At 59.5% G+C, this 13,747-nt stretch carries 8 protein-coding genes; all 8 read right to left on the bottom strand.

The features are described 5' to 3' along the window. Nucleotides 1-10: 10 nt before the first annotated feature. Nucleotides 11-823, bottom strand: coding sequence for a winged helix-turn-helix domain-containing protein (locus DBV14_RS06455; protein ID WP_124458369.1), 813 nt, complete (start codon nucleotides 821-823; stop codon nucleotides 11-13). A 653-nt stretch (nucleotides 824-1,476) separates the two neighbouring features. Then, nucleotides 1,477-2,469, bottom strand: a complete 993-nt coding sequence (locus DBV14_RS06450; RefSeq protein ID WP_124458368.1) for a fimbrial protein — start codon at nucleotides 2,467-2,469, stop codon at nucleotides 1,477-1,479. A gap of 54 nt (nucleotides 2,470-2,523) precedes the next feature. Continuing rightward, on the bottom strand, nucleotides 2,524-3,528 hold the full coding sequence (locus tag DBV14_RS06445) for a fimbrial protein (protein ID WP_124458367.1): 1,005 nt from the start codon (nucleotides 3,526-3,528) through the stop codon (nucleotides 2,524-2,526). Between the two features lie 37 nt (nucleotides 3,529-3,565). Then, the gene (locus DBV14_RS06440) at nucleotides 3,566-4,561 is read right to left on the bottom strand and encodes a fimbrial protein (protein WP_124458366.1); all 996 of its coding nucleotides are present in this window, start codon (nucleotides 4,559-4,561) and stop codon (nucleotides 3,566-3,568) included. After that, a complete protein-coding gene (locus tag DBV14_RS06435; protein WP_260396843.1) occupies nucleotides 4,558-7,191 on the bottom strand; it encodes a fimbria/pilus outer membrane usher protein in 2,634 nt (877 codons plus the stop codon). The genes DBV14_RS06440 and DBV14_RS06435 overlap by 4 nt, the downstream gene beginning before the upstream one ends. A gap of 244 nt (nucleotides 7,192-7,435) precedes the next feature. Continuing rightward, a complete protein-coding gene (locus DBV14_RS06430; protein WP_124458364.1) occupies nucleotides 7,436-8,212 on the bottom strand; it encodes a molecular chaperone in 777 nt (258 codons plus the stop codon). A 133-nt stretch (nucleotides 8,213-8,345) separates the two neighbouring features. Beyond that, the gene (locus tag DBV14_RS06425; protein WP_124458363.1) at nucleotides 8,346-8,921 is read right to left on the bottom strand and encodes a fimbrial protein; all 576 of its coding nucleotides are present in this window, start codon (nucleotides 8,919-8,921) and stop codon (nucleotides 8,346-8,348) included. A 446-nt stretch (nucleotides 8,922-9,367) separates the two neighbouring features. After that, the gene (locus DBV14_RS06420; RefSeq protein WP_185545946.1) at nucleotides 9,368-13,609 is read right to left on the bottom strand and encodes an autotransporter outer membrane beta-barrel domain-containing protein; all 4,242 of its coding nucleotides are present in this window, start codon (nucleotides 13,607-13,609) and stop codon (nucleotides 9,368-9,370) included. Nucleotides 13,610-13,747 lie beyond the last annotated feature (138 nt).

Raw genomic sequence — 13,747 nt, 5'->3', positions numbered from 1 at the left:
CGCGGACGGATCAGAGAGGCGCTGGATCGGTGTGCCCGGAAATCGATGCAGCTGCGGGTGCGAATATCGGGCTTTCGATGATCGATTCCAGTTCGATTTCCGGCTTTTCGATTTCGATCATCTGATACCCCCGCCCGTAGAAGGCGCGAATTGCGAGCCCGTTCTCCTTGAGCTCGAGCTTTCTTCTTATGCATGCGATGCAGACGTCAAGAGCCCGGGAATTGGACGTGGCCTCCAGGCGCCACATTTCCTTGATGATCCACTTTCGCTCCAGAACCATGTTGATGTTTCTGAACAGCAGGAGCGCCAGTGCGCGCTCTATGGGCTTCAGCCGCAACTTTCTGCCTCGCAGAAAAACTCCTACCCCGTTGGCGCAGAACTTGTAGTCGCCCCAGGAAAAGTCGGTTTCTTCACCAAGATTGATGCGAGGCGCCGAAACCTTCTTGAGCAGCACCTGGATGCGCCAGCTCAATTCACCCATTCGCGTGGCTGAAGAAGAAACGATGTCGACGGGCCTGTCGTACGAATCAATTTCTTCGCTGCCTTTCAGGAGATTCCACTTTTCATCTGGAACCATCAGCAGCACTGGAATTTTTTCATTGGGAAGCAGAAAGTTTTTCCACTCCACTTCATCCTTCAGGGCAAGAATCAATAAATTGAATTTCTGGCCATTCTTCAATGCCGACTCGTAACCCTCCAGGTTGTCGTACATGACGGAGGGGTAACCCATATGGTCCAGCTGCTGGCGCAGCTCTGATTTTTGGCCCTCACTGATTTCCGCCAAAGCAATGGTGGCTTGCACATTCGTTTGAATGGGTGTCATTTTTTACTATTTCAAGGCACACTTTTGCACAACGCACGACAGAAAAATATTCCGCCACACCAATCCTCAAACAATACATCCATCAATTGCAATTGACGCATGGTTATCCCGGATTCACATTTGATTCTAAATAATAAAATGAAAAACTGCCGGACCTCCCGATATTTCCGCGATTCCCGGGAATATTCAACAAAATATCCGTGATATTGAAATCAATATTTACAAAATCAAACAATCTGAAATATATCTGCAAGATTTTTTCATTTCTACTGAAGCCCGGCCACACTGGCCTGGCGGATTCACCGATGACTTTTCGCAGATGGCATCCAGCCGAGAACCGTACCCGCCTGATCGTCGCGTCGGCTTGAATTGGGCACGCCCAATGAGATCAAAAAAATGCTAGCCGGTCTGTCGCCCTAGCCTCATTGGTTTGACGGCAGCCGCGCTGGGTTTGGGCTGTGGCCGGGCATCCACTTGCCTTTGAGCCCAGGTGCCCGAAAATGCCTGTACCGCCGATTGATTCGAGGGCGCGGTGCTGTTGGCGTCAATGCAGCTTCGACAACCGTGGCGTGCGAAAGGATTGGTTTTGTTCGGGCGCCGCAACCCGACGCCGTACGCCGAACTGTGCGAGACGCTGGCCACTCCAAGGCGACTCACTGGTAGCTCATCGTGAAAGTCGCCCGGCCGTTGGCGGAGCCTGGCGTGATCGTTGCCCCGGTCTGAATGTAGCGAGCGCTCAGGGGGATACGAAAAACCCCCGCGCCACTGTTGCCCGCAGACCATTGGCCCGGATTGCCGGGTAAATTCGAGTCGGGTCCATAGCCAATTACGGTTTGCCCTTGGAGCAACTGTATGGCGACTCCCGTGGCAATTGAGTCACGGGTCAGTGAAAGTGTCGTGCTTTGATTTCCGGGGTTGGTATTGTCGGTCAGCGTGATACTGATGGCTTTGCTATCGCCGGGATCGCCACCCGAGCACATCAGGTCGATGTTCAGCGGTTTTGTGCCAGTAGTGCTACCAATACCGGAAAAGGCTGTTTTAGGAATGCTTCCCAGTGGAACCGCTACCTGCGGTGTCGTCGTTGTGCACTGCAGAACGGCCGGCCTGACTGTCACGAGTATAGGAGCACTCCACATGTATTGCAGAAAATCCGTGGGCTGATTATCGAAAACCCAACGCCCAAAAACTCCACTCAACGATTTGCCACTCTCTATGACCGATTCAGTCTTGAAAAACTGAATATTTATAGAATGAGTGGCAACCTGAGCGGAGACGCCGGCAGCACATGTTATGGGCCATAGCCAAGGGCAGCTCCCTGTTCGAGTAATTCGATACCCAAGCCCTCGAATTCCAGTTTGGTAGGTATTTATGTCCGTCGCCTGCACCGCACCAGCAGGGAAGTCATATTTAGGCCTCCCGCCGCCGGTACACTCCACATCTTTCATGCTTTGCGAAGGCACCCATAGATTTCTCTCCCATAGAACCTCACCTATTTTTTTGTCCTTGAGGTCGATCGAAGCAGGGCCGTCTAGAATCACGACAATCGGGGCTCCGCAGGTATATGGTGCGGCCTTGGCCACCAAAGGCAGCAGGCCCATCAGCAACAATGAGCCAAGCAATGCAAGGGTATGAACAAGCTTTTTCATGATCAGATTCGTGGTTGATTTATTAACCAAAGCCCTCCCCCGCGCCGGGCTGCTTCAGTTGTAGTTCATCGTGAAAGTCGCCCGACCATTGGCTGAACCTGGCGTGATCGTTCCCGCGGTCTGAATGTAGCGAGCGCTCAGGGAAATATGAAAAACCCCGTCGCCGGCGTTGCCTGCAAACCATTGGCCTGGATTGCTGGCTGCATTTGAATCGGGTCCATAGCCAAGTACGGCTTGCCCATTGAGCAGCTGTATTGCGACCCCGGTGGCCATCGACCCACTGGTCAATGAAAGTGTTGTGCTTCGATTCGCCGGGTTGGTGTTGTCGGTCAGCGTGACATTGACAGCTTTGGTATTGCCGGGATCACCCCCCGCGCACGCCAGATCAATACTCAGTGGCTTGGTGCCGGCACTACTGCCAATGCCGGAAAAGGCCGTTTTTGGAATACTTCCCAGCGGAACCGTTATCTGTGGCGTTGTTACCGTGCACTGCAAAACGGCCGGCCTGATTATCACAGGCACAGGGGCACCCCACGAATATTGCAAAAAATCCGGTGTCGCGTCGTCGATGGTCCATTTCGCAAAAACTCCGCTCAATGATTGTCCGCTTGCAACCGCGCCAGTTTTGACCAATTCAATCTGGATGTCATGAGTGGTTGTTTGATCGGACACACCCCTGGATGAGCATTTCAAAGGAAAATATTGAGGGCACACATCAAGGCGTTTCACTCGATATCCGATTCCCTCAATATTGGATTTATAGGCAGCTGGAGATATGCCCGGCACCGCAGCCGTGCTGACGCTATATATAATTTCAGACGTACTTCCGACACAGGAAACGTCTCTGGTAGATGGCAAAACAACTCTCAACGGATTTGACCGCCATAAAACCTGACCGACTGCCGTATCTTTGACATTGATCGATGCCGGGGGCGTGACAAGTGCAACAATCGGGTTTCTGCAGGTATATGCATTGGCACTCAAAGGCAGCAGGCCCAGCAGCAGGAATGGGCCAATCAATGCAAAGGTGCGTACAGTTTTTCTCAAAATCAAATTCATTTTTTATTCATTGCCCAAAGCCCAGCACCGGGTTGCTTCACTCGTAGCTCATTGTGTAAGTCGCCCGGCCGTTGAATGAGCCCGCTCCTACCGTTGCGCCCGTTTGAACCGCTCGCGCTTCCAATGGAATTCTGAAGATGCCAGCTTGGGTCGTGCCCGCGAGCCATTGGTTGGGGTTGCCATTCGTTCTGGAATCTGCGCCGTAGCCGAGCGCCACACCGCCCTTGAGTATCTGTATTGCGATTCCACTGGCGATCGAATTGCTCGCAAGCGTCAATGAAGTCGATCGATTGGCGGGGTTCGTGCTGTCGGTCAGGGTTCCGCGAACAGTGACGGAAGTGCGGCTGTCACCTGTGCACTGCAATTCGATGGTGAGTGGCTGGCTGCGCGAAACGCTGCCTATTCCGGTGAATGTCGAGCGGGGAATACGTCCAAGATCTATGTTGTACAGCGGCTGCGCAGGCGCGCATGTAGGTGCTTTCGGCGTTATCGCCAGGCTTCCTGTCCATGCATAACTTATCAACCTATAGCCTTCGTAGGTCCACTCCAGGAAGTCACCGCTCAGTGAGCCTCCCTCGGGCGGAATCTCACCTGTCTTGAAAAGCACGACCTCGATCGTGGCTGCGCCGACGCGGGCAGCAAATATGCCGCCGCACTCGACAGGCCAAAAAGCGGGCGCTTGGCACCCCGCGGTCAAGAAGTGAACCCGATATCCAATTCCAGGGATTCCAGTGTCATAGGACTGGTCCGCGCGTTTGACGCCAGTTCCCTTGAAAGTGACCATGCCGTTCCCCCCGGAGCACATGGCATCGGTGTCAGTACCTGATTGCAGAGTGCCCCTCCAGAGCTCAGTGCCAATTGGAAGAGAAGGGTCGAAACGAATCCCCGCCGGGGTTTGCAACGTTGAACGGGGGGGAATTGTGCACTTCGTGGTGCTGGCGCTGGCGCTCACCGAGGCAAGGCTCAACAACAAAAATGAACCGAGCAACATCAGGCTGCGAATATATTTCTTTGTCGTCATATAGATGATCAATTGCTTTTTCCAGGGCGAGCGCCTGATGCGGTCGGCAGAGGTTTTTCCTTGGAAGCAACTTGCGTGTTTGCAACGCAGGTTGCATTGACCTGCTGGTAGCCCTCGGTCTTTGTCTTGCCTTCGTCGCGCACCGGCAATTCGTAGGCAATGCGGCACGACGCCGTGGCCTCATCTCCCCATTTCACCGTGAGCAGGCCCTTGTCTTGCAGGCCCCGCACGACGAGCTTGCTGCCCTGCCCGACCGATCCGATTTCTTCGCCGGCCTCGTCGAACACCGATGCGCCAAAGGGCAATGGCGCGCCATCCGCCTGCCTGACCAGCAGCAGCGCCGTGCGGCCCACCGTCGTCTGGAACTTGAGCATGGACACTGCGCCGGCGGTCGGCGCGACCTGCTGGCTGCTCGACTTCAGCTCAACGTCGGTCGACAGGCCCTTGGGGTCGAGTTCGACGCTGTTCATGTTGTAGGGCGTGAGGTAAGGCACGACCGCATAGCCCCGGCCATCGACCTTGACGCCCGAGGCATTGAGCAGGCGGGCACCGCCAGCGCCGGGCGCCTCGACAATGCCGAAGGTTTCGGACACGGACTGCGCCAGCGTTACGCCGCCCGGGTGAGCCACTGCGGCACCGCGCACGCCAAGCGACCCCTGCGAGTAGCCCGTGCCGGCGCCCGCCGATGCGGTCAAGTCGGCAAACGAGGTGCGGTACAGCACATTGGCGCTGCCGCCGGTGCTGTTGTTGCTGCCTGAACCATTGCTGGAGCCGCTGCCCGAGTTGCTGCCCGACGCGTGGTTGACCGTGACGCCGTAAGACAGGTCGTTGTCGACACCTGTCGAGCCGGACACGGTGGACTGCACGGACATCGGCCCCCTGCTGTCGCGCATGAGGTTGGTGCTGACGGTGACCGGGTTCGTGGTGCCCAGCGGAATCATCAGGCTGGCGTAGTAAGTGGTGTTCGACCGGCCGTTGTTTCCGAGGTTGCGCGACACCTGCAGGCTGTAGTTGAAATTCCTGAAGGTGTTGGCGTAGCCCACCATGTAGCTGAGGCTCGGCTGCAGGCGGTTCCAGTAGCTTGACGAAGACAACGTCATGTGCAGGCGCCCATTTCCTTCGCCGAGCTGCTGGCCGAAGGTAACCTGCGCACGATTGCGCGGACGCGGCACCAGGTCGATGGTCAGCCGGCGATCGACCATGTCGCGGGCACGCATGGCGGTGTTGAGGTCCATGAAGCCTTCGCTCGAGTAGCGGTAGGCAGCCAATACGATGTTGCTGCCGGTCTGGGGCAGGTCTTTGGAATAGCTGATACGCGCACTGCCGCCGTTCATGCCGGGCTTGCCCTGCAGCGAAGTCGACGATTGCGTGTAGTCGACCCCGATGGCGCCGAACGATGTATTGAAAGCGCCGCCGATCATGGCCGCGCCATAGCCCCCCGCCAGGTTGATGCCGCCGTAGCCCGTCAGGAGATTCGAAAAACCGTGCTGCCAGGTGGCCTGCGCAAAGCCGGGCTTGCTGCTCACGATCTGGCTGTCGAGCACGACCCCGACAGTCACGGCATAGCGGTTGACACCGGGCCGCAACGACATGGGAACCGCGGCGTAGGGCACCAGGAAAGTGCTGGACTGGCCGTCGGCCTCGGTGACCGTTACCGCCAGGTCGCCGCCATAGCCGGTGGCGTACAGGTCGTTGATTTCAAACGCGCCGGGTGCCACGGTCGTTTCGTAGACGGTGGTGTTGCCCTGCTTGATGACCACCTTGGCATTGCTGCGGGCGATGCCGCGCACAGTGGGTGCAAAGCCGCTGAGCGACTGCGGCAACATGCGATCGTCGGTGGCCAGGCGGACACCGCGGAAGCTGGTGGAGTCGAACAATTCACCGGATGTGTAGGCGTCGCCCAGCGTCAGTTGCGCGGACAGGCCTTGCAGCTCTCGTTGAATGTAGGTCGCGCTGCTTTGGTAGCGGCTCTTGCCCGTGGAGCCCCAGTTGAAAGAGCCGTTGTGGCGAAAGCGCCAGGGGCCGGCATTGAAACCCCAGCGCGTGCCCAGGTAGCCCTGGCTCTGTGCGCTGTCCATTCCGCGGTTGCGCTGCTGGTAGAGGCTCAGGTTGTAGTCGACGAAGCCCGCGGTAATGCCCTGGTCCCAGAACTCGGGGCTCACGTAGCCGCGCGCACTGCGGCTGATAACCGCTTGCGGCACGCTGAGGTTCAGGAGCTGCTCGCCAAAATCGAAGCTGGCCGTTGCATCGGGAACGATCTGCTCGATGGGCAGGCAGGCCTTCGGATCGACCAGTTGCTCGAGCACGGAGGGCTCGAGCTTCCGCAGATCGATGCCCATGCGTTCGACGTCGCTCTTGCTGAAGCACGGCACCGCGCTGGCGTTGTCGCGCGCGCCGTCGGGTTTCTTGAATGTGGTGCGGGCACGCCCCACCCAGTTCTCGTTCACCGTCAGCTCGACGATGTATTGGCCGGGAGCCACGAAATTGCCCTTGCTGAAACGGCTCAGGTCGACGCCCTTGGCGCTGCTGGGCGCCAGGAAGCTGCTGTCGAATTCGACCTGCGCCACTTGCGTCGGCGCAGCACCCACAGCTGGGCCAGCCTGCGCGCCCCCGGGCCATGCCGACAGTGCGTACATGATCATCACGCAAAGCGGCCTTAGACGTGGGCACGGGCGGAGAGAGTTGGAATAAGGGAGTTGCATGGTGGCGAACGCAAAAGGGCGATGGCGAGAGGCACGGGGCTCCTCGCAAGGCCGTATGGCTTTGCTCCAGTGGAGGGGAAAACGCGGGGAGGGAAGCGCTCAGGGTTCTGGCCGCATCCGCACGCTTTACGGATCGGCCCCACGGATTGCCGCGAGGCACCCGGAGAAGAGAAAAGGACGGCGGCTAGCGTCCGGCTGCACCCGGTGAACTGGGTGCGGCGAGTTGGCCCAACTCGCGCCGCCCTTTCACAAGACCACCGTAGTCGTTGATGCTCATGAACTCGACAACCGCATCCGGCCCCGGGCGCTCGGACAAACCCGTCATGGGAAACACCTTGGAGCCACCCGGCGGCACATGGTCGCCACCGCCGTCGAAGCGCTTGCCACCCGTAGCCAACTCGACCTGACCAAGGTTGACGAAAAAGGCCGTAGGGTTGGTCGCGCGCAATGCAAAGCCCTTGCCGCCCTCTGCCGGCACTACTTCCCAGCTCACCTTGGCGGGCGACTCGCCTGCGGACCCGGGCAGGCCCTGCGGACGGAACATGAGCTTGATGCGAGAGCGAAATGACAACTGCAGCTTGCTGCCACCGTCGTCCGGCCCCTTGGGCGGGACCTCGAGCACGTTCACCCAGAACAGCGTTTCCTTGTCCTGCGGCAACGGCTCCTTGGTGTAAATGATGCGCAGGGTCTGGCCCTTGTTCGGGTCCATGCGGAACATGGACGGCGTCATGTTGAAGGGCACGTCGATGGATTCGGGCGGTGCGTCAGCCTCGCCCTTGTCGAACCAGGTCTGGACCAGAACGGGCGAAGCGCCCTTGTTGCTGAGCTTGAGGGTGACCTCCCGCTCCTGGCCCGGAAAAACAACACGCGTCTCTTCGATGATTACGCCGGCATGCGCAAAGCTGGCAATAAAGCCCGCGCCAATGGCCGCAAGGCATAGTTTTTTGAATATCGGAATCATGGTGTATTTGGCTTATGTATCTGAGCGGAATGTCTGTTCCTGCTAAGCCGTCTCGCGGAGGCCGCGAAACGGCTTAAAAAGTGTGAACACCCGACATGGCCGCATTTCGCAAGGCGGCCATGAGCTCTACGATTTATTCGTAGGCGATGGTGTAACGAACGCGGGTGACCACGGGGCCGGGGGTCGCAACGCCAGTGGCGTAGTACTCGGCGGCGTAGTTGAGGTCAGCCGTGCCAGCGACCATTTGCACAGGAGTCGTGTTCTGCGAACCCGGGGCAGCGCCAGCGACGATGGGTGCGCCGGCTGCGTTCAGCAGGGAAACTTCCACATTGCCGGCGCTGGCGGGAATTGCAGTGGCGCCGGAGCCGGAGGCAACAGTGACGTCAGCAACCAGGCGACCAGCTGCATTGGTCGTGGAACCGGGTTCGAAATACGCACGCACCACACCGGTTGCCGGCAGGCAGCCTGTCAGGGAGATGCGAATCGGCGTACGGCCAGCCGTTGCACCGACCGCTGCCAGCGAGTTTTTCGAAACCGTGGGCAGTCGCACAGCGATGTCACGGGAGGCGCCGCCACCGTTGATGACGCAGGTGGAAGCGGTGACCAGGCCGTTGATGGTGATGGTGCCGTCTTCAGCATGGGCCGCAGGCGCCAGAACCAGAAGACCGAGCGTTGCCGCAACGGCAGTAGAGAGAAGATTCTTTTTCATGAATATTTTACAAAAGTTGTTAAGAGTAAATCCCTCTCCGAATGCGCGCTGCATATTGAATTAACACGCAACAGACTCCAAAAAGGGTAGGTGCAGTTTATCTTTGAGCCTCTTTCGGAATCCTAAAGCTCTCATTTGAAAAATCAAAACCAAGCAATTAATGCACAAAAAATACAAAGCAAAAATATTACCGATACCTATAATTGTTTTAGATTCTTATCAATTATTCATACGTTGATTTGTTTCACAAAAATTAATTGAACCTTTCAATTGGCTGTCAGCTTTTTGGAAGTCAAAAACCAGTTACCGAAGACACTCGGGCTCGGAACTGGCTGGCAGTGGCAGCGACGCCGTCCGCCGGAACAAAAAAAGTGGCCGATGGCCCGCCCGCCGCAAGGCGAGCGGGCCATCGGCCCTTCTTCTTCAGTCAGTCGCTCAGGCGGTCATCACCAGAGCACGCGTGCCCCCGCACTGCCCTGCAGCGAGCTCTTGACGCGCGTATTGCCACCCGCGCTCCAGAGCTTGCCGATCTCGCCGTACAGGCCGAAGGTCGGCGTCAGCGCCAGCGTGGCGCCTGCGGCCAGTTCGGCTGACGTGCCACCGGTCGAAGACGCGATGGCCGTGCGAGCACCCGATGCACTGAAGCTGGCCACGTCGCTGCCGTTCGAGGCGCGGTAGAGGTTGAAGCGCGCATACGGCTGCAGCCGCCCTGCCCCCATTCCCACTTCGCCCTTCACGCGCACGCCCAGGCGAGCGAGCCATGCGCTGTCGGGGTGCTGCCGTACCTGCGTGCCGCCGGCAAGCGTCGCGTCGTCGAGGCTCAATCGCTGATGGGTCAGTTGCAGCTGCGGCTCGACCTTCCAGTTGCCCGTACCACCCAGTTCGAAGGACTGCCCCACTTCGACTGAGGCCAACAGGCTTTGGCCCTTGCCGGCGCCGGCACTGCCGGACTGCGTCAATGGGTTGACGAAGCTGTAGCTATGGCGGCCAGACTGCAGCACTGCATCCGCATACAAGCCGTTGTCGCTTGCGTAGGTGCCGTAGGCGCCCAGGTACTGGTTGTGCAGGCTGCTCCCACCCACGTGCAGGTTCTGGACGCCGCGCACTGAGCCGCTCACGCCCATTTCGCCATCGAGTTGACCGACGTAGACGCCCGCGCGCCAGTTGCGAACGCTCAGCAGATCAGTGCCCGCCTGGAAGCCGTCGAGCCGGCCATGGCTCTGCGGACTCACGGTGCCGCTCTGGCGGATATTGAGGTTGGCCGAAATGACACGGCCCCATGCCCGGCGCGAGTTGCTGTCGCTGCCGTTGGAGCCTTCCGATGGCGCGCTGTTCGTGGTCTTCACGTCATCGTCACCCGCGCGCTGGTGCATGTTGCCCAGCATGGCCAGGCTGGCCTGGCGCAGTTGCGCTGGCAGTGCCGCGTACTGAGGCACTTCACTGCGGTAGTAGGTCTGGCCCTTCGGCGAGGATGAGCTCAGGTAGCCGCCGCTGCCGATGTTGTTCAGGCGGTACTCGTACGCGCCGACATCGACGTGACCGCCCGCCAATGCAAAGGCATTGCCCTGAATGCTGGCGCCTCCCGTGGTGCCGATCAGTTCGATGCCGTTGCCAACCGTCGCGCCACCAAGGCCCACGAAGTTGCCGACCTGCACCGTGGTGAGGCCGCTGGCAACTGCATTGGTGCCACTGAGCAGCACCCGATCCGAGACCGAGGGGCTCACGGTGCCGAGCTTGAGCAAGCCACCGCTGCCAACCCACGGACCCGCAACGGTCAGCACGGTGCCGGGTGGCGTGCCCGACACGACGACCGTGCCGGCGAGGTTCATGCCTCCAATGCGCTGGTTGTAGCCAGCCAGGTTCAGCGTGGCGCCGGTGTTCACAGTCATCGCGCTGGTGGCGCTGAAGGCATTGACGGCACCGGCTTGCAGCGTGCCCGCCGCGACGATGGTGGCGCCGCTGTAGGTGTTGGCGCCCGTGGTGGTCAGCACACCACTGCCGTTCTTGGTGAGGAAGCCCGTGCCGCTGATGACGCCGCTCAGGGTCTCGGAGAAGGCACCGGTGTCGATGACGGGGTCCTGGGTGCCGGTGAGCTTCACGCTGTTGACGACGTTCAGGCCGTCGGCGCTGAAGCCCAGCGTGGTGCCGTCGTCCATCGACAGGGCACCGGTCCCGAGGGCGTTGTTGTCGCCGACGTTCAACTGGCCCGCCTTGAGCGCGGTGCCACCGGTGTAGGTGTTGGCGCTGGCCAGCGTGAAGGTGCCGCTGCCGGTCTTGGCAACACCACCGCTGCCGGCGATCTGCCCCGAGAACGCCGTCGAGCTGTTGTCGGCACCGGTGGTCAGCGTGGCCGTTCCCAGCGCGACCTTGCCCGCGCCGGACAGGGAGCCGATGGTCTGGTTGGCGCTGGCCAAGTCGAGCTGCCCCTGGGTGTCCACGAAAAACGCACTGCGCGCGGAAAAGCCCGTCGCAGAGCCTGCGCGCAACGTGCCGTTGATGACTCCGGTAGGGCCGGAATAGGTGTTGGCGCCCGACAGCGTCAGAGTGCCTGTACCCAGTTTCGCGAAGCCACCGGGCGTGCTGCCGTCGGTGATGGCGCCAGAAAGGGTCAGGCCGAAGGCCTGGGTGTCGATGTTGCCGATGCCGCTGACCGTGATGGCATTGGCCAGCGTCAGCTTGTCGGCCACCGCCTGGAGGGTCGTTGCATCGGACATGGCGAGCGTGCCGGTCCCCAGCGCGCTGGCATGGCCCACGCCGAGAGTGCCGCCTTCCAGTCGCGTGCCGCCCGAATAGGTGTTGGCTCCCGTCAAGACCAGGGTACCGAGCCCCATCTTGACCAGGCCGCCGGCGTAGTCCGCATTGGTCCTGGTCTGCAGGTAGGCGATGCGAGACTCGCCACTGGCGATCTGGCTTTGGATGGCCGTGCGCAGTACGTTGGCCACATACTTTGCCAATGCCAGATCGTTGCGGCCGGCAATGAAATTGTCGAAATCGGTGGTCTGGCTGTAGGGGCCGGTCCAGCCGGGCTTGTAGCTCTCATACGTTTGCAGAAGCTGCTTCCCGACAGGGTCGGCATTGACGGCATCCAGAGCCGCCTTGAGTGTCTCGGCGGTGTACACCCCGCGCGTATTGGCGATGATCGCGGCCAGCAGAAGTGCCTTGCCCCGCGAGATGGCAGCCACGAACTCATCGGAAGGGGCCGTTGCCTCCGGAAAGGGCTCGAGTTGCCTCAGCAAGCCAGCCTTGGTGTCGGACCAGGCTGCGATTTCGGCCGTTTCCTCCTTCTTTCGCTGGATCAGCGCAGCCTCCGAGATGTTGTTGCTCCAGGTGTCGGACATGCCTTCGAGCAGCTTGGCGTTGAAGGTGCCGAGGAACTGCCCCGGGCCGTTCATGCCCTTTTGCATGTCGGGTTTGCCCCAGCCGAAAGTGGCGTTTGGCACATCGGCAGGGCCGTCGCCAAGGTGCTTGGCGGTTGTGAAAAGGACGTCGCGAGCCTCGGAGTCTCCGAGGTAGGGAAACCGCTGCATCAACAAGGCAAGTGATGCCGTCACATTGGGCGCTGCCGCGGAAGTCCCGTTGTAGGTCGGCGAATAGGCAGCTTGGGGAGGTTTCTTGGCCAACTCCTCCGGCGTGTGATGCCCGTAGTCGTAATCGTTGTCGCCGCCGTTCAGCCCGACGGATGTCGTGGTGATTTCGACGGTGGGTCCCGCCATGCACCAGTATTTTGCGATGCCACAGCGGTCGTAGACCGTCCTGTCGTCCTTGGTCACGCCAGTGACCGTAATCCAGTATTTTTCGATTTCGGGGCGAAAGTAAGGCAGGGTCGAGACCGCGCGCGGATTGTCTCTTCCTTCGTTTCCATTCGCCCAGACTTGAATGGTCCCGTATTGCTGCGAAACCTCGGCGGCGGCATCGAGGAAGGTCTTCTTTCCCGCGAAAGTGGAGTGGAGCCTTATCGTGCCGGCGAGGGTGCCATAGTCACCGGCTGTGGCAGATTCCTGGCCCCAGCTCGAGTTGACGACGCGGGCTCCGTTGCGCGAAAGAACACCATAGGCTTCCTTGAAATACTCATAGTCGACATCGGGTCCGTAAACCGAGTCGTCGGTACCGCCTGAATTGGATGAATACAGATGCGCATCGAAGGCGATGCCATGCATCTTGTCCTTGGCCGGATCTCCTGTCGCATCGCGCTTCGCCACCATCTCACCTGCCGCCGCAGTGCCATGGCTGTCGTTGATCAAGGGATCGTAATTGCCGAAGGTGCTGAATTTGTCTCCCTTCTTCCATGTCTTCCCGGAGTCATCGAGCTGCGCGCCATCCAGGCCATACACCCCTTGAACCACCAGCGGCGTGTATTGCCCTTGCAGCTGAGGATGACCTGCGAAGGCGCCCGAATCCACCATGCCGATCTTGATGCCTTTCCCGGTGAAGCCATAGGCGTAGGCGTACTCGGCCTTGACGTCGGGCAGTGCATGGTCCAGAAGGAACTCCGGCGTTCGCCATGTTTTCGCGGCGGCTTCGAGATCGTTCGTGCGCGTGCCATCGGCATTGAAGTACCTTCCCTGCGGCTCTGGAGACTGAGCCGCCGCGCAGGCGGAAGCGATCGCAAGAACGGTCAATGAAATGCTCGATTTCAATTTCTTGCGACGAACCGAAACGGGGACTCGAATGGTCTTGCTGTTTTTCACTGTTTTACTCTCTGGATAGCGATCAAACTCTTGCCGGCAAATGGGGTGTTTGTCTGCACATGCCCCAGCGTGCGATGCAGGCAAGAAAGATGGGGTGGATTCCGATGCCAATGCGTCGTCGTTCTGTATTGCTGCTCC

It is taken from the genome of Variovorax sp. KBW07 (genome assembly GCF_003852515.1).
Lineage (GTDB): Bacteria > Pseudomonadota > Gammaproteobacteria > Burkholderiales > Burkholderiaceae_C > Variovorax.
This window is presented reverse-complemented; position numbering and strand designations above follow the sequence as displayed.